Origin of the sequence: Variovorax sp. KBS0712, from assembly GCF_006323185.2 — a bacterium.
In the GTDB taxonomy this organism is placed as follows: domain Bacteria; phylum Pseudomonadota; class Gammaproteobacteria; order Burkholderiales; family Burkholderiaceae_C; genus Variovorax; species Variovorax boronicumulans.
In genome coordinates, this window is sequence record NZ_VCCD02000006.1 from 64,509 (window position 1) to 85,760 (window position 21,252).

The 21,252-nt window shown below is 69.0% G+C and carries 12 protein-coding genes and 1 pseudogene; 5 read left to right on the plus strand and 8 right to left on the minus strand.

From position 1 onward, the window contains the following. Nucleotides 1–3 precede the first annotated feature (3 nt). Both FFI97_RS34250 and FFI97_RS32980 read right to left on the minus strand, forming a co-directional pair. Nucleotides 4–1,323: pseudogene (locus tag FFI97_RS34250) on the minus strand (condensation domain-containing protein); the annotation flags it as partial. Further along, complete coding sequence (locus tag FFI97_RS32980) at nt 1,320–8,516, minus strand: polyketide synthase (RefSeq protein ID WP_139704925.1); 7,197 nt, start codon at nt 8,514–8,516, stop codon at nt 1,320–1,322. The gene FFI97_RS32980 and the pseudogene FFI97_RS34250, both read right to left, overlap by 4 nt. 1,245 nt (nt 8,517–9,761) lie before the next feature. Here FFI97_RS32980 and FFI97_RS32985 point away from each other — a divergent pair. From FFI97_RS32985 to FFI97_RS33000, 4 genes are all read left to right on the plus strand, one after another. After that, nucleotides 9,762–9,884, plus strand: coding sequence for a hypothetical protein (locus FFI97_RS32985; protein ID WP_062479916.1), 123 nt, complete (start codon nt 9,762–9,764; stop codon nt 9,882–9,884). 35 nt (nt 9,885–9,919) lie between these two features. After that, entirely contained in the window at nt 9,920–11,023 is a 1,104-nt protein-coding gene (locus tag FFI97_RS32990) for an NAD(P)/FAD-dependent oxidoreductase (RefSeq protein WP_139704923.1), read from the plus strand. Between the two features lie 133 nt (nt 11,024–11,156). Continuing rightward, nucleotides 11,157–11,453: a glycine zipper domain-containing protein gene (locus tag FFI97_RS32995; protein WP_056580064.1), complete on the plus strand. Its 297-nt coding sequence runs from the start codon at nt 11,157–11,159 to the stop codon at nt 11,451–11,453. Between the two features lie 84 nt (nt 11,454–11,537). Continuing rightward, nucleotides 11,538–12,239 (plus strand): phage holin family protein, encoded by a 702-nt coding sequence (locus tag FFI97_RS33000; RefSeq protein ID WP_139704921.1) that lies wholly within the window; start codon nt 11,538–11,540, stop codon nt 12,237–12,239. Between the two features lie 28 nt (nt 12,240–12,267). Here the strand turns inward: FFI97_RS33000 and FFI97_RS33005 are convergent, their stop codons facing one another. Continuing rightward, the gene (locus FFI97_RS33005; RefSeq protein WP_139704919.1) at nt 12,268–13,347 is read right to left on the minus strand and encodes a quinone-dependent dihydroorotate dehydrogenase; all 1,080 of its coding nucleotides are present in this window, start codon (nt 13,345–13,347) and stop codon (nt 12,268–12,270) included. A 40-nt stretch (nt 13,348–13,387) separates the two neighbouring features. Between FFI97_RS33005 and rpiA the strand changes: the two genes are divergently transcribed. Beyond that, nucleotides 13,388–14,092 (plus strand): ribose-5-phosphate isomerase RpiA, encoded by a 705-nt coding sequence (rpiA, locus tag FFI97_RS33010; RefSeq protein WP_139704917.1) that lies wholly within the window; start codon nt 13,388–13,390, stop codon nt 14,090–14,092. A 49-nt stretch (nt 14,093–14,141) separates the two neighbouring features. Here rpiA and FFI97_RS33015 read toward each other — a convergent pair whose 3' ends face one another. The 5 genes from FFI97_RS33015 to FFI97_RS33035 all read right to left on the minus strand — a co-directional run bounded on the left by FFI97_RS33015 (nt 14,142) and on the right by FFI97_RS33035 (nt 21,113). Beyond that, entirely contained in the window at nt 14,142–14,771 is a 630-nt protein-coding gene (locus tag FFI97_RS33015) for a glutaredoxin family protein (protein ID WP_260685265.1), read from the minus strand. 59 nt (nt 14,772–14,830) lie between these two features. Further along, nucleotides 14,831–16,879, minus strand: coding sequence for a M3 family metallopeptidase (locus FFI97_RS33020; protein ID WP_144004561.1), 2,049 nt, complete (start codon nt 16,877–16,879; stop codon nt 14,831–14,833). A 129-nt stretch (nt 16,880–17,008) separates the two neighbouring features. Next, a complete protein-coding gene (gene folD / locus FFI97_RS33025; protein WP_062479931.1) occupies nt 17,009–17,860 on the minus strand; it encodes a bifunctional methylenetetrahydrofolate dehydrogenase/methenyltetrahydrofolate cyclohydrolase FolD in 852 nt (283 codons plus the stop codon). An 80-nt stretch (nt 17,861–17,940) separates the two neighbouring features. After that, entirely contained in the window at nt 17,941–18,576 is a 636-nt protein-coding gene (locus FFI97_RS33030; RefSeq protein ID WP_056580071.1) for a response regulator transcription factor, read from the minus strand. Next, complete coding sequence (locus tag FFI97_RS33035; protein WP_062479933.1) at nt 18,573–21,113, minus strand: PAS domain S-box protein; 2,541 nt, start codon at nt 21,111–21,113, stop codon at nt 18,573–18,575. The genes FFI97_RS33030 and FFI97_RS33035 overlap by 4 nt, the downstream gene beginning before the upstream one ends. Nucleotides 21,114–21,252: the final 139 nt, after the last annotated feature.

The following is a 21,252-nucleotide window of genomic DNA, read 5'->3' on the forward strand; positions in this document are numbered from 1 at the left end:
CTTGTGCGCGGCCGACTGCAGCACGCACTCGAACATGTCGAGCCAGCGCTGCACGCTCACGTCGTCGAACAGGTCGGTGTTGTATTGCGCCTCGACCTGCAGGCTGCCGGCGTGCGGGCGCAGGTTCACGAAGAGTTCGAAGTTCTCGTAGCGGCGGGCGATGGTGTCCTGCACCACGTCGAGCGTGGTGAAGGCCTGCGCGCTGCTCGCCACGTCGGGATCGACGTTGAAGGTCACGCTCACCAGCGGCAGGCGGCTCGGGTCGCGCTCGAGCGACAGCTGGCCCAGCAGCGCGCCATAGGTCAGGGCCTGGTGATCGAACGCGTCGAGCACGGCGGTGCTGCATTCGTCCATCAGCGCGTCGAAGCGCATGGCCGGGTGCGCGGCGATGCGCAGCGGCAGCAGGTTCACGCAATGGCCGACCAGGCCGGGCACGTCGTGCGCGAGCTGGCCCGAGGTCGGGATGCCGACGACGATGTCTTCCTGCCCCGTGAGGCGGTGCAGCGTCGCGACGAAGCCGCTGAGCAGGCCCGTGAACAGGCTGACGCCGGCCTTGGTGCTCGCGATGCGCACGGCGCCGACCACGCGCCGGTCGAGCAGGCGCTCGGCGCGGCGCGAGTTGAAGGTGCGCGCGGCCGGACGGGGGCGGTCCAGCGGCAGGTCGAGCACGGGCTGCGTGTTGCCCGCGAAGCGCTCCAGCCAGTAGTCGATGTGCGCCTGCATGTCGGGGCTCGCGGCCGCGACGGCTTCCTCGGCGGCGAAGTCCGCGAAGAGCGGCGCGGCCTTGAGCTTGAGCCCGATGCCGGTTTCCTCGGCATAGAGGTGGCCCAGCTGCTCGGTGATGACCGCCCACGACCAGCCGTCGCAGACCACGTGGTGCGCCGACATCACGAGCTCGTGCTCGTCATCGCCCAGGCGGTACAGCACCGCCCGGAACAGCGGGCCGTGTTCGAGCGAGAACGGCGTGCAGACCGCCTCGTCGTGGGCCGCGTGCAGCGCCTGGGCGAGGGCTTCGGGCGCCAGCCCGCCCAGGTCGTGGCGCACCAGCTGGTTCCCGACCGGCGGGCTGACCAGCATGAAGGTGCCGTCCGGCGAGATCGTGGCGCGCAGCGCCTGGTGGCGCTCGAGCAGCCGGTCGGTGGCGCGCGCCAAGGCGTCACCGTCCAGCGCGCCGCGCAGGCGCAGCACGACCGACTCGTTGTAGGCCATCGAGGCCTCGGGGCTCAGCGTGGCGCCGAGCCAGATTTCGCGCTGCGACTCGGTGGTCGCGATGATGCATTCGACGAGGCCACCGCTCGCGGTGGGCTTGAGTGCGGCGTTCATGCTGCGGCCTTTCCGTTGATGAGGCGCTCGTGCAAGGCGGCGTCTTCGGGTACGTACCAGTACGGCTGGCCATCGCTGTCGCGGGCCAGCACGCTGCCGTCCTCGACGGGCTTGCGCGCGTCGAAGCGGGTGGGGGCGGGAGCGCGGCGCGGAAGGAAGCCGGATTCCTGCATCTCGGCGACCGATTCCTTGAAGGCGCGCTGCAGGAAGGCGATGTCCTCGGCGCTGTGCGCGCTCGTGAGGAAGCACGGGAAGTTGTCCAGGATGTGCACGCCGCGGCTGCGCATCATGGCGAACAGCAGGTCCTGCAGCGGCTGGTCTTCGAGCCAGCTCACGCGCCACAGCGAGGCGAAATGGCGGATCTCGATCGGCGCGCCGACCTCCTGGCACCAGCCCGAGAGCTCCGTGGCCATGGCGGTCGTGCTGGCGGTGAGCCCGGCCTGCAGCGCGGGCCCGGCCTCCTTCAGGTGCGTGAGCGAGGCCTTGGCCGCCGCGAGCGCGAGCGGGTGGCGCACGAAGGTGCCGGCGAAGTAGGTCACGCCCACGCCCGGGATCGAGTCGTCGCCGTACTGCCAGGCGCCGCCGTCGAGCGCGTCCATGAACTCGCGCTTGCCGGCGATCACGCCGACCGGAAAGCCGCCGCCGATCACCTTGCCGTAGGTGGCCAGGTCGGCGCGCACGCCGAACAGTTCCTGCGCGCCGCCCAGCGCGCTGCGAAAGCCGGTGATAACCTCGTCGAAGATGAGGCAGCAGCCGTTCTTCGCGGTGACGTCGCGCACGTCGTGCAGGAACTCGCGCGGCTGGAAGTCGGGGCGGCGGCTTTGCACCGGCTCGACCAGCACGGCCGCCAGGTCCGCGGCGTTGTCGCGGATGAAGGCCAGCGCCTCGGGCGTGCCGTAGTCGAGCACGCGGATGTCGCCGAACATGCCGCTCATCACGCCCGGCGCGGCCGACAGGCCCTTGCCGCCCTTGCCGGCGCGCACCAGCACTTCGTCGAAGGTGCCGTGATACGAGCCCGTGAAGGCCACCACCGTGCTGCGCCCGGTGACGGTGCGCGCGATGCGCAGCGCCGCCATCACGGCCTCGGAGCCGGTGTTGCACAGGCCGGCGCGCTCGCTGCCCGTGAGTTCGCAGATGAGGCGGGTCACGTCGGCCGCGAGCGGATGCTGCGGTCCGATCTCGTAGCCCGCGTCGAGCTGGGCGCGCACGGCGTCCTGCACGAAGTCGGGTTGCCAGCCGAACAGGTTCAGCCCGAAGCCGTTGAGCGCGTCGACGTACTCGTTGCCGTCGAGGTCCCAGAGCCTGGAACCTTTGGAGCGTTCGATCACGATCTGGTAAGTGATCTCCTTGGTCAGCGGACGGAAGCCGTTGACCACGCGCGGATCGGCCATGTGGGCGCGGTTGTCCTCGGTGAAGCGCTTGCTCTTTGGCGTGCGCTCGACATAGCGCCGCACGAAGGTCGCCAGCCGCGCCTTCTGCCGCGCGCTGGGTTCGGCGGTGCGCTGGGTGTGGATGCGGGCGATGGCGCCGAAGGCCTTGTTGACGTCGTAGCGAAGCGGGGCTTCGGCGGGCGGCTGCGGCTGCGCGGCGGGTGCGGCCTCGGCCGACACGGGCATCGCTGCCACCGCCACTGGCGCGGCGGCGCCGGACAGGAGCGCGAGCTGCTGGCGCATCAGCTCCATCTGCTGCGCGATCACCTGGTTCAGCAGGCCGGTGGGCTGCGGGAGCCCTGTGGCTGGCATGGACGCCTGCACGGCGGAGGCCGCAGGCACGGTGGGCGTGGCGGGCACAGCCACCGGCTCGGCCTCGGGCGGCAGGCTCTGCAGCAGGTACGCGGCCAGTGCGTCGAAACTGCGGTAGTTCTCCATCAGCTGACGGAAGCTCAGCTCGACCTTGAAGCGTTTCTTGATCTGCGTGGCGGCCTGGGTCAGCGTGAGCGAGTCCATCCCGATCTCGCCGAACGGGGCCTGGCCCTCGGCCTGGGCCATGTCGATGCCCGAGATGTCTTCGAACAGGGCCCGCAATCGGCTGTCGACCGACGCCGCGCGCGACGCCTCGGACGGCGGGGAAGAAGGCAGAGGAAGGTCAGGCGAGGGCGCTGCAGCGGTCACGATCGGCTCCAATGAAACAGGCAGGGCGGGCGCAAGGGCCGGCGACACCGGCGCGGTGGGCGCGATGTCGACCCAGAGACGCTTGCGTTCGAACGGGTAGGTGGGCAGGCACACGCGCCGGGCGCCGGCGCGCGGTGCCAGCAGGGCGAGATCGACCTCGGCGCCGCAGGTCCACAGGCGCGCGGCGGCCAGGCGCAAGGTCCGGGTCTCGTCGGCCGGCTCGCCGTGCAGCAGCGACACCGCCACGGCGCCGGCCTTCGACGCCGGAGCAAGCCCTGGCAGGCGGTGCTGGCGCACCAGTGCGGCCAGCGTGTTGCGGGGGCCGACCTCCACGAACACCGGATGGGTGGCGTCGTCCGCCGCGCTCTGCAGCGCCGACGAGAAGCGCACGGTGCTGCGCAGGTGCTGCGACCAGTAGGCCGGGCTCATGGCCTGCGCGTCTTCGAGCAGGTGGCCGGTGAACGTGGAGTAGATGGGGATCTGCGGTGCGTGCAGCGCCACCTGGCCCACGAGCGCCTCGAAGGGCGCCACCGCGGCGTCCATCATGGCGGAGTGAAAGGCGTGCGAGGTCTGCAGCAGCCGGCAGGCGACGCCCTCGGCTTCGAGCGCGGCCTGGAGTTCGGCGATGGCCTCGGTGGGGCCGGCGGCCACGCAGGCGCCGGGTGCGTTCTCCGCGGCGAGCGAGACCTGGGGCGAGGACGCGAGCCGCGGGGCCAGCGCGTCCGCACCGAGCCGCACCGACAGCATCGTCCCCGCGGGCTGTGCCTGCATGAGTGCGCCACGGCGGGCAATGAGCCGGGCCGCATCTTCCAGGCGCATCACGCCGGCGATCACGGCCGCGACGAATTCGCCGACGCTGTGGCCGATCAGCGCGTGCGGGCGCAGGCCCAGCGACAGCAGCCGCCGCGCAAGCGCGTACTCGAGCGTGAAGAGCGCGGGCTGCGTGACGGCCGTCGGCGCGAGCGCCTGCGGGTCGTCTGCGAACAGGCGCTCGCGCAGGTCGAAGTCCAGTGCGCCTTCGAAGGCGCGCAGGCAGTTGTCGAACGCGGCCGCGAACACCGGGTCGCCGGCATGCAGCGCGCGGCCCATGCCCGGGTACTGCGCGCCCTGGCCCGGGAACATCAGCACGGGCTGCGGCGCGCGCTCGGCGATCCGGTCGCTCACGCGCCACGCCGTGTTCTCCGAGCGCAAGGCCTCGATGGCCTGCGCCGCATCGCCGGCCACCACGGCGCGGCGGAAGGCATGGGCCTTGCGGCCGACGCACAGGGTGAACGCCGCGTCGGCCAGGCAAAGCCCGGGCTGTTCCTCCAGGTGCGTCGCGAGCCGCTGCGTCGCGACCGCCAGCGCGGCCTCCGAGCGGGCCGACAGCGCCAGCACATGGACGCTCGGCTGCGTGGTGCGTGCCTGACGCGCCGGCGCTTCCTCGAGCACGACGTGCGCGTTGGTGCCCCCGACACCGAACGAGCTGACCCCCGCGCGGCGCGGCAGGTCGGCCCGCGGCCACGGCTGCAGCTGGTTGCTGACGTGGAACGGCGTGCGCGCGAAGTCGATCGCCGGGTTCGGCGCCGTGAAGTGCGCGGTGGGCGGAATCAGTTCGTGGTGCAGCGACAGCGCCGTCTTGATGAGGCCGGCGGCACCCGCCGCCGTGACCATGTGGCCCACGTTGCTCTTGAGCGAGCCCAGCGTGCAGTAGCCCCGCGCGTCGGTGTGCTCGGCGTACGCGACGGCCAGCGCCTCGACCTCGACCGGGTCGCCCATCGGCGTGGCGGTGCCGTGCGCTTCCACGTAGGAAATGCTGCGTGCGTCCACGTCCGCCGCGGCCAGCGCGGCGCGGATCACCGCCGCCTGGCCGTCCACGCTGGGCGCGGTGAAGCTGGCCTTGGCGCCGCCGTCGTTGTTGACGCAGGCGCTACGCAGCACGGCATAGACGGTGTCGCCGTCGGCCTGCGCATCGGACAGCCGCTTGAGCAGCACCACGGCGGCGCCGTCGCTGAACACGGTGCCCTTGGCCTGCGCGTCGAAGCTGCGCGTGTGGCCGTCGGGCGAGAGCATCGAGCCCTCGTTGTAGAGGTAGCCGCTGCGCGGCGGGCAGGTGACCGAGGCACCGCCCGCCAGCGCCATGTAGCACTGGCCCGTGCGCAGCGCATGGAAGGCCTGGGCCACCGCGACCAGCGAGGTCGAGCACGCGGTGTTGACGCTCACCGCCGGCCCGCGCAGGTTGAGCCGGTTGGCCACGCGGGTGGTGATGTAGTCCTTCTCGTTGGCCAGCATCACCTGGAACTCGCCGACGGCTTCCACCAGGTCGGGGCGCGAGGCGACGTGGCGCTGGAAGTAGGTGGCGTTGTACGTGCCCGCGTACACGCCCACCGGGCCCGGCGCTTCGTCGGGCACGTAGCCCGCGCGCTCCAGGCACTCCCAGCAGATCTCGAGGAACACGCGGTGCTGCGGGTCCATGAGCGCGGCTTCCTTCGGGCCGATGCCGAAGAAGGCGGCATCGAAGCCCTCGATGCCGTCGATCACGCCGCGCGCCCGCACGTAGGCCGGGTCGCGGCGCAGCGACTCGCCGACGCCGGCGTCCAGGCTGGCGTCATCGAAGAAGCTGATGGTGTCGCGCCCGGCGACGAGGTTGTCCCAGAACTGCTCCACATCGCCCGCGCCGGGGAAGCGACCGGCGGTGGCGATGAGAGCGATGGGCTCGGGGACGCTGGCGGCGTCCTCGCGCACGGGCACAGGTTGCGGCGCCTGCGGCGCCTCGCCAGCCGACTGCAACTGCGCCGCGATGGCGCCTGGCGTCGGGTGGCGGAAGAAGAGGTTGGTCGACAGCGGCGGCGCGCCTTCGCGCTGCAGGTCCGCCAGCACCTGCAGCACCAGCAGCGAGCTGCCGCCCAGGTCGAAGAAGTTGTCGTGACGCCCGGCCTTGTCGATGCCCAGGGCGCGCGCGAAGGCATCGCACACCTGCTGCTCGAGCGCGTCGCGCGCGGCCTCGAAAGGCTGCGCGAGTTCGGGCCGCTCGGCGGCCGGTTCGGGCAGGGCGTTGCGGTCGAGCTTGCCGTTGGGCGTGACGGGGAGCTGCGCGAGCCACACCTGCGCCGACGGAAGCATCACCGCGGGCAGGCGGGCCGCCAGATGCGCGCGCAGCGTGTCCCACGCCAGCTTCTGCGTGCGTGCGACCAGGTAGGCGACCAGGCGCAACTGGCCGTCGCGACCGGGCCGCGCGACCACCGCGCAGGACTGCACCGCGGGGTGCGCGAGGATCGCCGCCTCGACCTCACCGGTCTCGATGCGGTGGCCGTGGATCTTGACCTGGCCGTCGATGCGGCCGATGAATTCGACGGTGCCGTCGGGCAGCCAGCGCGCGAGGTCGCCGGTGCGGTAGAGCCGCTCGCCCGGCGCACCGAAAGGATCGGGCACGAAGCGCGCGGCCGTGAGTTCGGGCTGGCCCAGGTAGCCGCGCGCCAGGCCGTGTCCGCCGATGCACAGCTCGCCCACGAGTCCGCTGGGAAGCAGCTCGAGCGTCGGGCTCAGCACGCGCAGCACGGTGTCCTTGATCGGGCGCCCGAGCGGTACCGAGCGCGGGCCCGCTGCGATCGCGGCGCGCTCGATGCGATGGGTCGCCGCGAAGGTCGTGCACTCGGTCGGCCCGTAGCCGTTGCTGAGCGTGAGCCCGGGGAGTGCGTCGAGCGCGCGCCGCACATGGGGTACCGACAGCGCCTCGCCGCCGGTGAACAGGTGCGCCAGGCCAGCGAGGTGCTGCGGATCGCCGTCGACCACGGCGTTGAAGAGCGAGGCCGTGAGCCAGGCGGTGTGGACCTCGTGGCGGGCGATGGTGCGCGCGAGGCCGGCGCCGGTGGGTACCCGTTCGCCGTGGATCACGCAGCGCCCGCCGTTGAGCAACGGTCCCCAGACCTCGAGCGTCGAGGCGTCGAAGGCGAGCGGCGCCGCATGCAGCATCGCGCGCCCGGGTGCGAGTTCGATGTAGTCGACATCGACAACGAGCCGCAGGATGGCGCGATGGCCGATCTCGATGCCCTTGGGTACGCCGGTCGAGCCCGAGGTGTACATGAGGTACGCCAGCGATTCGCCGTCGAAGGCCGGCGGTGTCCATGGCGCGTCCGCGCCGTCTTCGGGCGCGTCGATCCGCACGGTGGTGCAGTGGGCCGGCACGAGAGAGGCCAGCGCCTCGGTCGTCACGACCCGGGTCATGCCGGCCTGGTCGAACATCGTGGCGACGCGTTCGGGCGGGAAGTCGGTCGGTACCGGCACATAGGCCGCGCCCGCCTTGAGGATGCCGAGCATGGCGACGATGGCGGCCATCGACCGCTCGAACACCATCCCGACGGGGTCGCCCGGTTGCACACCCGACTGCTGCAGGCGCCGTGCGAGCCGGTCGCTGCGCGCGTCGAGCTCGGCGTAGGTCATCGTTTCGTCGCCTTCCACCAGCGCCACGGCGTCGGGCATGGCCGCGGCCCGGCGGCCGAACACGGCGGGCACGGTGAGCGACAGGTCGGGCGCGGCGGGCGGCGTGGCCCATGCGGCGAGCTGGTCGCGGCGATCGGCGTCGGGCAGGGCGCGGATGTTGTGGAGTGCCGCACCGGGATGCACCAGCAGATCGGCGGCGGTGTCGGCGATGGCTGCGAGCAGGCGGCTGGCGCAGGGCCCGTCCATCAGGCTCGCGTCGACGTCCAGATGCAGGCTGGCGGGGAGTTCTGTCCGGGCTTCGAGCCGCAGGGGCGGCAGGGCGTCGGCGGTGTGCGGCGTGGTCCGCCGGTCGAGGTCGAGCTGGGTCAGCCACGCGCTGGCGGTGCCGGGCAGCGACGTCGGCATGCCGTGAGACCCCGGCAGGGCCGCGCCCAGCCAGCGCGATTGCAGCAGCAGCCAGGCACCCACGAAGAGCGTGTCCGGCAGGTACCCCGTGGTGCCCAGCGAGGCGAGCCAGCGCTGCGCGAACCCGGCTTCGAGGGCCAGCGAGACGCCGAGCCGTTCGCCTGCCGCCGTGCGCGCGGGCGGCGACACGAACAGATCGCCCAGCGCGGCCAGCGAGGCCACGGCGGCCTCCGGCGACGAAGCAATGTGGGTTTCCATGCAATTACCCGGCTGCAGACTGTGAATGGGAAATTCAATTGAAGGAATCGAATTGATTTCAATTGGATTTGGTTCTTGGTTTGTCGCGATCCTATGAACTTGGCGAGCCTTCTGTTTGGCTCTTTTCTCCATGTTTACATTTTGATATAAATATTTCCGAATCGAACTACCTAAGCCATGACATTTGAGGTACCAAGGCCATTTGTAGTGGGCGTTTTGTCACCCCTGTAGGAAGCCATGATGGAACGTCGATTCAAAAAAATGGCCATTCTTCTTCGCTATGTCTGCAGACCTGCGAGTCTGAGTTTCGGCATCAATTCGGTGAAAATTTCTAGAATCAGACAAGTTTTGACGATTGACAAGAAACTTTTCGCGAATTGAGACAGTTGGAAGGAATCGGCATTCGAGCGTTGAGCACTCTGAATGGGGTAGATATTTTTCTTCTGTGGAATGGTTTTTCGTCTTTTGGTTAACTTGAGGGTGGATTTGAAAATTCTCAAAAGGCCTAAAAGATCTAATGAAAAATGTTACTTGTCATCTAATTTCTGGTGTCTGCGCTGCAATTTTTTCGTGATTCTCGGCGATCATTGAAATTCAAATGGTGCCCATTGTTTTAATGAAATAAAGGGCAATGGGGGTCGAGGTACTTTCCCCTCTGTCAGCGCACGGAGCGCGGGGATGCATTGCGACAATCGCCGGCGAATTTCGGAAAGGCGGTCGCGCCATGGGTACCGGCATTGATCCCGGCTGATTTCTGTCGCGCCGGCCGGAAGGCCCGAACCGGGTCCGGGCATCGATGCAGCGGGCCCGTCATTTCGTCCGCAATTCACCGCCGGACCGCGGCGCGAATGCTTTGCGGGCACGGGTTTTTTCAGGCCGGACAGACGGCGTTTTTTCGACGCGACCAGCGGGTCGTGGGGGCCGCGCCGGGCACGCGGTCCCAGGCAGGCGCTTTGTCACGCTCGCATGCACGCCGGGCAGGGCGCATGGCTCCCTCACCAAAGGGCGCTTCGCTCATGTGCGAAGGCACGGCGATGCCTAGACTGGCCCTGCCATGCATCGTCCACTGTGATCCTCCCTGTGTGGTGTGGGAGGGGCGAGGACACAGCAGCGTGCGTGGCCCTGTTGCTGGAGTGCCTGGGCGAAGGCCTTGTCGGTGCGCACCGACGACGCCTTCCGCCACGGGCCGCTTGCAGGCGCGTGAGAACGCGCTAGAACGAAGAGATGGAACGAAGGAGTGCAGCCATGGCCACCCAACCCGATCTTCCGTCTCCGATCACGCCCGACCTGCCGGTCGAGCCCGACGAAGGGCCGGAGCACGCGCCCGACGAGCCCACCGACCCCGAGCCGCCGCCCAGCGCGAGGTAGGCCGAACGCCCGCCGCGCCGCGCTAAGCTCGCGCGATGGATGAAATCGATTGCGCCGTCATCGGTGCCGGCGTGGTGGGTCTGGCCGTGGCGCGCGCATTGGCGCTCGCGGGCCGGGAGGTGCTGGTGCTGGAGTCCGAAGGGGCCATCGGCACGGGAACGAGTTCGCGCAACAGCGAGGTGATCCACGCGGGCATCTACTACCCGCAGGGTTCGTTGAAAGCGACGCTGTGCGTGGAAGGACGCGACGCGCTCTACAGCTACGCGCAGGCGCGCAGCGTGCCGCACCGCCGTTGCGGCAAGCTCATCGTGGCGACCTCGGCCGAACAGGTGGGGCAGCTCGACGCGATCCGCGCGAAGGCCGCGGCCAACGGCGTGGACGACCTCGTGCTGCTCACCGCACAGCAAGCCAACGCCATGGAGCCGCAACTGCATTGCGTGGCCGCGCTGCATTCGCCGAGCACGGGCATCGTCGACAGCCACGCGCTGATGCTGGGCCTGCTCGGCGACCTCGAGAACGCAGGCGGCATGCTGGCGCTCAAGTCGCCCGTCGAACGCGCCGAATGCGGGGGCGGCGCCGTCGTGCTGATCGCCGCCGACGGCACGGCCCTGCGCTGCCGCACCGTGGTCAATGCCGCGGGGCTGGGCGCGCCGGCACTGGCGCGGCGCTTCGAAGGCATGCCGGCGTCGGTGGTGCCGCGCGAGTACTTCGCCAAGGGCAGCTATTTCACGCTCGCGGGCCGCGCGCCTTTCGGCCGACTCATCTATCCCGTGCCGGAGCCGGGCGGGCTCGGCGTGCACCTGACGCTCGACCTCGGCGGGCAGGCCAAGTTCGGGCCCGACGTGCAGTGGGTCGAGGCGGCCGACGATCTCGTGGTCGATCCCGCGCGCGGCGAGCGCTTCTACGACGAGGTGCGCAGGTACTGGCCGGCGTTGCCCGACGGGGCGTTGATCCCGGGCTATGCGGGCATGCGCCCGAAGATCTCGGGGCCGGACGCGCCCGCGGCCGATTTCGTGATCGCGGGGCCGGCGTCGCATGGGGTGCCGGGGCTGGTCCATCTCTTCGGCATCGAGTCGCCCGGACTCACCAGTTGCCTGGCCATCGGACGGCACGTTGCGTACCTGCTCGCCGAGGCCTGATGCATGCACTCGGGCACAACTGAGCACATCTGTCGCGCATGAGGGGCTTTCGAGCCTGTAACATGACAGCACGCCATATGCTGGCGTGAAGCCGCCGGCGCGGTGCCGGTGTCATCACGGAGGAAAGATTCCAATGAGTGCATCCAACAATCTTGAAGCAGCAGCCGAAGACATCGCAAGCGACGTGCGCGGCGTGCTGGCCAGCAAGGACCTGGATTCGGTTCCCCACATCAAGGCGCTGCGCCAACGCATCGACACCAAGCTCGCCATCGCGCGCGAGCTGGCTTCCGAAAAGAGCAAGCTGGCCGCCAAGAAGGCGCGCCAGGCGGCCACCGCCACCAACACCTACGCCCACGACGAACCTTGGCAGGTTGCCGGCGCCGCACTGGCCGTCGGCGTGCTGGTGGGCCTGTTGCTTGGCCGCCGCTGAGCGTCACTGCACCGGCCTGAGCGCGCACCGCCATCCCTTCGTTCGCCGTCGCCACACTGTGGCCGGTGAGGGCGGAGGCGGCGCATGAGACTGCTGTCCCTGTTCGGGCTCGATGCCCGCATCCGCCGGTTGCGCATCGCCGCCGCCGAAGGTGCGCTGGCGGCCGAGGACCGGGTGCAGTTGCTGCGCATGGCCTGGGAGGACGAGAAGCAGCGTCTGAAGCTGACCCTCGTCCTGGTCGTCGCCGTGCTGGGGCTGACCACCGTCGCGGTGGCGTTGCTCTCGATGGCGGTGGTCGTGCATTACTGGGACACGCCGTACCGCGTCACCGCCGCCTGGGTGGTGGCCGGTGTCTGGGCGGTGCTGTGGCTGGCGGCCGTCATCGGCCTGATGCGCAGCCTGAGCAACGCCTCCAACAGCTTCGTTCCGACCTTTCAGGAGTTCGAGCGTGACTGGGCCTGGGTCCAGGACCGCTTCAATCTCGGCAAGGACCCGGAGCTGGACGACGAAGCGCCGCGTCCGCCGCGCCCCGCCACGCGCGAGGAGCTGCTGGCCCGCATGGAGCGTCAGCGTGAACGCATCGCCACCCTGCAGGGCGGTCGCGAGACGCAGCCGGCCTCGGGCGAGCCCGTCAACGAATCGGCCGCGGCAACCGCGTTGCGCATTGCGCGCGAACACCCGGTGGCCGCCGGGGTGGTCGCTGCCGCTGCCGTGGCGGTGATCCGTCCGAAGCGGCTGCTGCGCTGGGCCACGGTCATTGCACCGGTGCTCTGGCGCATGCGCTGAGCCACCGGCAGCAAAGAGAAGAACCGGCTCAGGCCTTGCGACGATCCCGTTGCAGCGCCTGGGCCGTTTCGCGGACCAGCCCGGGGCCGCGATAGATCAGGCCGGTGTAGATCTGCACCACGTCCGCGCCCGCGGCGATCTTGGCCTTGGCATCGGCCGCACTCAGGATGCCGCCCACCCCGATGATCGGAAAGTCCTTGCCCAGCGCCGCGCGCAGTTGCGCGATCACGCGGTTGCTGGCTTCGCGCACCGGCGCGCCCGAGAGGCCGCCGGCTTCCTGCGCGTGCGGCAGGCCGGCCACGGCGTCGCGTGCGAGCGTGGTGTTGGTGGCGATCACGCCGTCCATGCCGTGGCGCTGCAGCGTGGCGGCAATCACCGCGACCTGCGCGTCGTCGAGGTCGGGAGCGATCTTCACGAACAGCGGCGCGCGCTTGCCGTGGCGCGTGGCCAGCGCTTCGCGCCGCTCGGCCACGGCGCCCAGCAGGGCGTCGAGCGCCTCGTCGCTCTGCAGCGAGCGCAGGTTGGCCGTGTTGGGGCTGGAGATGTTGATCGTCACGTAGTCCGCGTGCGGGTAGACGCCGTCCAGGCAGGCCAGGTAGTCGTCCACCGCGCGCTCGATCGGCGTGGCTGCGTTCTTGCCGATGTTCAGGCCCAGCAGCATGGGCGACTTGCCGCCGCCGGCCTGCTTGCGAAAGCGTGCTTTCTGCACGTTGGCCAAGAAGGCGTCGAGCCCTTCGTTGTTGAAGCCCAGGCGGTTGATCAGCGCGTCGCGCTGCGGCAGGCGGAACATGCGCGGCTTCGGGTTGCCGGGCTGGCCCTTGGGCGTGACCGTGCCGACCTCGACGAAACCGAAGCCCATGGCCGCGAAAGCGTCGATGCAGCGCGCGTTCTTGTCCAGCCCGGCGGCCAGGCCGACGCGGTTGGGGAAATTCAGGCCTGCCAGCTGGATCGGGTCTTCGACGCGCGTCGCCGCGTAGGCGCAGGCCAAGGGCGTGTTCTGGGTGCGGGCCAGGCCGTCGAGGGTGATTTCATGGGCGTGCTCGGGGTCGAAACCGAACAGAAAAGGGCGGGCCAGGCCATAGAGCGAAGAGGGCAACAGCAGGGGCATCGGATAATTCTCGACTTCAATGAGCCAAGGATTCTCCGTGATGACCGCACCCGCCTCCCCAACCCCTCTTTCCCAGGATGAACTCAAGGCCCAGGTCGGCCTTGCCGCGCTGGCCTACGTGGTCAAGGGCGAGATCGTCGGCGTGGGCACCGGCTCCACGGTCAACAAGTTCATCGACGCGCTGGCCACGATCAAGGACGAGATCAAGGGCGCCGTCTCCAGTTCGGTCGCGTCCACCGAGCGCCTGCGCGCACTGGGCATCCCGGTGTTCGACAGCAACGGGGTGGAAGAACTGGCCGTCTACATCGACGGCGCTGACGAGATCGACCACCGGGGCTTCATGGTGAAGGGCGGCGGCGCGGCGCTCACGCGCGAGAAGATCGTCGCGGCGCAGTCCAAGCGCTTTGTCTGCATCGCCGACGCCTCCAAGCTGGTCGAGACGCTCGGCGCGTTTCCGCTGCCGGTGGAAGTGATTCCGATGGCCGTGCGCCGCGTGATGCGCCAGTTCGCCGGCCTGGGCGGCATCGCCCAGGTGCGCGAGAAAGACGGCCTGCCGCTGGTGACCGACAACGGCCAGCACATCGTCGACGTGACCGGCCTGCGGATCACCGACCCGCGCGCCTTCGAATCCGAAGTGAGCCAGTGGCCTGGCGTGGTGACGGTGGGGGTCTTCGCCCATCAGAAGGCCGACGTGTGCCTGCTGGGCACGGCGTCGGGCGTGAAGACGTTGCAGTTCGCCGGCTGAACGGCGGCGATGCAACACGGGGAGCACGGGGGCGGGGCCCCCGTCGTTCCTAGAACTTGATGCCGGCCGGGTTGTTCGGGCCCGGTGCGTTCGAGGGCGGTGCCGGCGCGGGGTTCGGCGGCTGCAGGGGCGTGTCGGTCGCACGGGGCGCGGCCGCCGCCGGTGCCTGCTGCGCGACGAGCGGACGCGCGGCGGGCGGGCGGTAGCCCGGGGGCAGGCTGTTGCTCTTGGGATAGCCGGCCGCGTCGAGGTAGCGCGACCATTCCACATCCGAGAAGCCTTTGAGCTGCTGCGACCCGACGGTCAGCAGCGGCAGCGCGTTCTGTCCGCTCAGGCGCTGCAGGGCGTCGACGTCCTCGTTGCTCTTGATGGTGCGTTCCTCGAAGGGAATGCCGCGCGTGGTGAGCAGCGTGCGCGCCTCGTTGCAGGGGCTGCAGCCCTCGCCGCTGTACAGCGTGACGGGGTAGCGCTGTGCCACCTGGCGAAGTTCGTAGGGAAGCCCGCTGTTCGTCGGCGCGTTGACGCCGGCGGGCTGGGGCCCGCCCGTCGGTGCGTTGGTGACGACAGGGGGCTGGTCCGAGAACGTGACCTTGCCGTTCTTGTCGACCTGGCGGTAGACCGCCTGCGCCAGCACGCTGGCGGTCGATAGCACGAGGACCAGGCCGATCAGGCCGCGCATCGGGAGTTTGTAAAAAGTCGGATACATATCTCCCGAGTATCGCAAGCTTCAGCGCCGTATCAAGCGGGCTGGGCCTGGGCCATGCCCTGATGTCGCAGCAGCGCATCAAGCTGCGGCTCGCGGCCGCGGAAGGCCTTGAACGAATCCATGGCGCTGCGGCTGCCGCCGGCCTCCAGGATGGCCTGGCGGTATCGGCGGCCGGTCTCGATGTTGGGTTCGCCGTCGGCGCCCACGGTTTCCTCGAAGGCCGCGTAGGCGTCGGCGCTCAGCACCTCGGCCCACTTGTAGCTGTAGTAGCCGGCCGCGTAGCCGCCCGAGAAGATGTGGCTGAAGGTGTTCGGCGTGCGGCTGAAGGGCGGCGAGGGCATCACGGCGACCTCGGCGCGCACCTGGCCGAGCAGCGCCATCACGGCGCCCGGGGGGGCGGCCGCAGCCTGGTGCTCGGTGTGCAGCAGCATGTCGAACAGCGAGAACTCGATCTGGCGCAGCGTCTGCAGCCCGCTCTGGAAGTTCTTGGCGGCGGTCATCTTGTCGAAAAGGGCGCGCGGCAGCGGCTCGCCGGTGTCGACGTGGGCCGTCATGTGGGCGAGCACGTCCCACTCCCAGCAGAAGTTCTCCATGAACTGGCTCGGCAGCTCGACCGCGTCCCACTCGACGCCGCTGATGCCCGACACGTCGCGCTCGTTCACCTGCGTGAGCATGTGGTGCAGGCCGTGGCCGAACTCGTGGAAGAGGGTGGTCACGTCGTCGTGCGTGAGCAGTGGTGGCTTGCCGTCGACGCCGCTGGCGAAGTTGCACACCAGCTGCGCGATGGGCGTCTGCAGCACGCCGTCGTCGGGGCGCAGCCAGCGGGCGCGCACGTCGTCCATCCAGGCGCCGCCGCGCTTGGCGGCGCGGGCGGAGGGGTCGAGGTAGAACTGGCCGACCTTCTGGCCGGCCCGCTCGATGCGGTAGAACTCGACGCTCGGGTGCCAGGTGGGCGCGTTGTCGCGGCGGATCGACACCTCGAACAGCGTCTCGACGATCTTGAACAGGCCGGCCATCACCTTGGGCGCGGGGAAGTACTGCTTCACCTCCTGCTCGCTGAAGGCGTAGCGCGCTTCCTTGAGCTTCTCGCCGACGTAGGTCCAGTCCCAGGCCTGCGGGTCGACGAGGTTCAGTTGTTCGGCAGCGAAGGCGCGCAGGTCGGCCAGGTCGCGCTCGCCGTAGGGCTTGGCCTTGGCGGCGAGGTCGCGCAGGAACTTGACGACCTGCTCGGGCGATTCGGCCATCTTGGGCACGACCGAGAGTTCGCCGAAATTCTTGTAGCCCAGCAGCTTCGATTCTTCCTCGCGCAGCGCGAGGATCTCGGTGATGAGCGCGGTGTTGTCGAACTTCGGATCGCCGAGTTCGCTGGCGCGCGTGACGTAGGCGCGGTACAGGGTTTCGCGCAGCGCGCTGCTCTTGGCGAACTGCATCACCGGCAGGTAGCACGGCATCTTGAGCGTGAGCTTGTAGCCTTTCTTGCCTTCGGCCTCGGCGGCCGCGCGCGCGGCGCTCACCACGTCTTCGGGCACACCGTCGAGTTCACCGAGCTGCGCGTAGTGCGCGAAGGCGTCGGTGGCGTCGAGGGCGTTTTCGCTGAACTTCTGGCTCAGTTCGGCCTGGCGTTCCTGGATGTCGGCAAAGCGCTGCTTGGCCTCGCCCTGCAGCTCGGCGCCGCCGAGCACGAAGTTGCGCACGGCGTTCTTGTGCGCCTGGCGCTGTTCGGGGTTGAGCGTGGCCGGGTCGATGGCCTTGTACTTGGCGTACAGGCGTTCGTCGGAACCCAGGCGGGTCCAGAAGGCGGTGACGCGCGGCATGGCCTCGTTGTAGGCGGCGCGCAGCTCGGGCGTGTCGGCCACGGCGTTGAGGTGGCCGACAGCGCCCCAGGCGCGGCTGAAGCGTTCGGAGGCCACGTCGAGCACCTTGGAGATCGCGATCCAGTCGGCCGGAAATTCGGGCGCCGTCACCGTCTGTAGCGCGGCCTCGGCATCGGCCAGCAGCGCGTCGACCGCGGGCGACACGTGTTCGGGCTTGATGCGGTCGAACAGGGGGAGGTCGGTGAAGTCGAGGAGCGGATTGGTCATGTGAAAGATCCTGGGCGAGCGTAGCGAAGCCATTTCGGGAACCACCGCGGAACCCGCTTTGCCGGGCCGCCGGTGGTGCCCCTTGAGGGGGAGGCGGCTACACGCAGTGAGCCAACAACGGGGTGGTTCTTATCTTGCGGCGCGTTCGGCCGCTTCAAGGGTGTTGACGAGCAGCATCGCGCGCGTCATCGGGCCGACGCCGCCGGGCACGGGGGTGATCCAGCCGGCCACTTCCTTCACGCCGTCGAAATCGACGTCGCCGGCCAGCTTGCCGTCCGCCTTGCGGTTCATGCCCACGTCGATGACGACGGCGCCGGGCTTCACCATGTCGGCGGTCAGCAGGTCGAGCTTGCCCACGGCGGCGACGACCACGTCGGCCTGGCGCGTGAGGGCGCCCAGGTCTTTCGTGGCGCTGTGGCAGATGGTGACGGTGGCGCTCTTGGCCAGCAGCATCATGGCCATCGGCTTGCCGACGATGTTGCTGCGGCCGATGACCACCGCGTGCTTGCCGCGCAGGTCGTAGCCGATCGATTCGAGCATCTTCATGCAGCCGTGCGGCGTGCAGGGCCAGAAGCCCGGAGCGCCGGTCATCAGCGCGCCGGCGCTGGCCACGTGGAAGCCGTCGACGTCCTTGGCGGGCGAGATGGTCTCGATGACCTTCTGGCTGTCCATGTGCTTGGGCAACGGCAACTGAACGAGGATGCCGTGCACCTTCGGGTCGTCGTTGAGGGCGCGGATGCGCGCCAGCAGGTCGGCCTCGCTCAGGTCGGCGGGGTAGGTCTCGAGCGTGGCCGAGAGGCCGGTCTCGGTGCTGTCGTTGACCTTGTGCTTGGTGTAGACCTGGCTCGCCGGATCGCTGCCCACCAGGATGATGGACAGGGCCGGGTTCACGCCGCGGGCCTTCAGCGCAGCGGTGCGGCCGGACACCTCGGCGCGGATGGTTTTGGCAAGGGCGTTGCCGTCGATCAGTTGGGCGGTCATCGGTTTTGATTTTCCAAGTAAAAACGCCCGCTTGCGCAGGCGTGGGGAAGGTGCGTGGCTATCGCAGGGATAGCTGCAGCTCAGGAGGCCTTGGCAGCTGGGGCCGCTTGCCCGAGCGCGATCTTGAGCAGATCGGCCACGGTGTTGGCGTTGAGCTTTTCCATGATGTTGGCGCGGTGCGCCTCCACCGTCTTGATGCTGATGCCCAGGTCGTCGGCGATCTGCTTGTTCAGGCGGCCGGCGACGATGCGCTCGAGCACCTGCGCCTCGCGGCCCGTGAGCTTGGACAGCAGTGCGTCGCGGCTGGCCGACTGCTGGTGCTGCGTGAAGGCGCCGCGTGCGTGTTCGAGCATGCGCTCGACCAGCGACACGAGTTCTTCGTCGTTGAAGGGCTTCTGGATGAAATCCATCGCGCCCTTCTTCATGCTGTCGACCGCCATCGGCACGTCGCCGTGGCCGGTGATGACCACGATCGGCAACGGAGAGCGCCGTTCGATCAGTCGATCCTGCAATTCGAGGCCGGTCATGCCGGCCATGCGGATATCGACGATCAGACAGGCGACTTCGCGCGGGTCGTATCGGGAGAGAAAGGATTCGGCGGACTCGAAACAGCGGACTCTGTAGTCCTTGCCTTCGAGCAGCCATTGCAGCGAATCGCGTACGGCTTCGTCGTCATCGACGACATAGACCGTGCCCTTCTTCGGAATCAAACTCATGCAGGTACCTTTGCCTCGTCGCTTGCTACGGAACTGATAGCGTCCAACACCGGAATCCAGAAGGAAAAACGGCATCCGATCACATCCGGGCCATTGTAGATGTTCTCCGCCTGCATCCGGCCGCGGTGTGACTCGACGATGGTGCGGCACAGGTTGAGCCCGATGCCCATGCCCTCGGGCTTGGTGGAGAAGAAGGCCTCGTAGAGCCGGTCCATGACCTCGGGGGAGAGTCCCTTGCCCGTGTCCTGCACCGAGAACTCGATGGCATTGTGCCCCTCGATCACCTTGGGCAGCACGCGCAGCTCGACGCTGCGGCGCGCCAGCGGGCGGTCGGCGATGTCGATGGATTCGGCCGCGTTCTTCAGCAGGTTGACCATCACCTGCTCGATGAGGATCGGGTCGACGCGCACCACCGGCAGCCGCGCGGCCACGTAGTGGTTCAGGCGCACGTTGCGCCGGCGCAGCTCGATGCCCGCGAGTTCGACCGCCTCGCTCACCATGGTGGCGACGTCGGCCGGAGTGCGGTTGGGCTCGCTGCGCTTCACGAAGGAGCGGATGCGCTGGATGATCTGGCCCGCGCGCTGCGCCTGCTTCGAGGTTTTCTCGAGCGCGGCGAGCAGGGCGTCGTTGTCGATCGTCTGGCCCTTGATGCGCGACATCATCCCGTTGCAGTAGTTGGCGATGGCTGTGAGCGGCTGGTTGAGTTCGTGCGCCACGCTGGAGGCCATTTCGCCCATGGTGATCAGGCGGCTCGCGGCCTGGGCCTTGTCGGCCTGCGCGGCGGCCTGCTCTTCGGCGTCGCGGCGCGGCGTGATGTCGGTGGCGATCACCAGCTGCGCCAGGCGGCCGTCGACCCAGGTCAGGTAGCGCGAGCGCACCTCGAGCCACTTGCCCAGGTGCGGCACGAAGATCTCGTTGTTCGCGGTCTGGGCGGCGGTGAGCGTGTCAATCGGCAGGCCGGCGTAGGGGTCGACGTCGTCCAGGCCTTCGTCGTGCGCGTTCGACGGCGGCACGCCGGCCTGCGCCACCATGCCCAGGTGGCCCACGGTATCGGAGCCGAACCACAGGCGGTACAGCTTGTTGGCGAACAGCAGTTCTTCGCTGCCGATGGGCGCCACCGACACGGCGGCGTCGAGTGCTTCGAGCACGGTGGTGAAGCGTTCGTACGAGGCGGACAGCTGCTCGCGGATGCGCGTCGGTTCGGTGATGTCGGTCATCGACGTCATCCAGCCGGTCTGGTGGCCGCGCGCGTCGATCAGCGGCGACACATACAGGCGCGCGTTGAACACGCTGCCGTTCTTGCGCTTCACGCGCACCTGGAAGCCGCCGGGCAGGGCGCGGCCGTGCAGTTCTTCTTCGAGGCGCTCGTTCATCACCTCGCGGTCGGATTCGAGCCAGTACGGGAAGGGCGGCGTCTGGCCGACCAGTTCGTCTTCGCTCCAGCCCGTCATGGCGCAGAACGCGGCGTTCACGTAGGTGATGCGGCCTTGCAGGTCGAGCACGCGCATGCCGGTCAGCATGGAGTTTTCCATCGCACGGCGGAAGTTGGTCTCGGCCACCAGCCGCTGCTGCGCCTGCAGGCGGCGGCGTGTGTGGCGCCAGGTGCCGATCAGCATCCAGCTGGTCATCACGCTGAGGGCGCACACGAGCCAGAAGAGGCCGTTGCCCACCACGCCCTGCGAGGTGCGGTAGGCCTGCGCGCGCAGCATCAGCGCATTGCCCACGGGCGACACCGGCACTTCGTATTCGTTGGTGGCTTCGGTCCAGGGCAGCAGGCGGGTGCCGCTGTTCTTCAGCGGCGTGGTGTTGCCGGCGATGACGTTGCCCTTGGCGTCGAGCAGCGAGACGGCATAGCGCGCCTGCACCTCGGAGGGCATGCCGTAGCGCAGCAGGCCGTCGATGGAGAACTCGCCGAGCACGACGCCCGCGAACAGGCCCTGGTCGAACAGCGGGATGTGCAGCTGCAGCATCGCGGCCGGTTCGCCGCCGGCCACGGGTTGCGAGTACACCGGCTGGCGCAGCTCGCGCGCCAAGGCGTAGTTGCTTTCGATGTCGCCGGGGCGCAGCACGTCGCCGATCAGGTGCTGTTGCGCCGGATGCACGCTGGGCGCGGCATAGCCGGCCTTGAAGCGGCGGCGGTCGTCGATCCAGCTGATGGTCTGCAGCTCGGGGAACTGGCTCACCAGCGACTCGGCGCGGCTCGTGAACTCGACCGGGTCGATCTCGCGGTTGGAGGCATCGCGCGCGATGCGCATCAGCTGTTCCTGCCGCTCCAGCAGGCGAAGTCGCATGCGCTGTTGCGCGTACTCGACATCGCGTCGCACCGACTCCTGCTCGCGCTCGACTTCTTCAGAGCGCAGGTACCAGAACGCCGACACGATGGCCGCGAGAAACAGCAGCACGGCCGCCATCGGCGCGAGCATCGCGACGGCGTCCTGCAGCACGGGTGTCTGCTTGCGCCACCACGTGCGCCACCAGGACAGCGGCGAGGCTTTGACGGCACTGCGGGCGACCGCGAGCGGGGAGGAAAGGGGCATGGGCGGAGTTTAGGTGATGGCCCTCGCGGGCAAGAGGCCCTGCCGGGGACGTGCTTCCTTGATATTTCACAATAAGGAATCAACAAGCACTATTTGAAATAGGGAAACTTCTATGAGAAACTCCGGCGCGCTCGGTGCC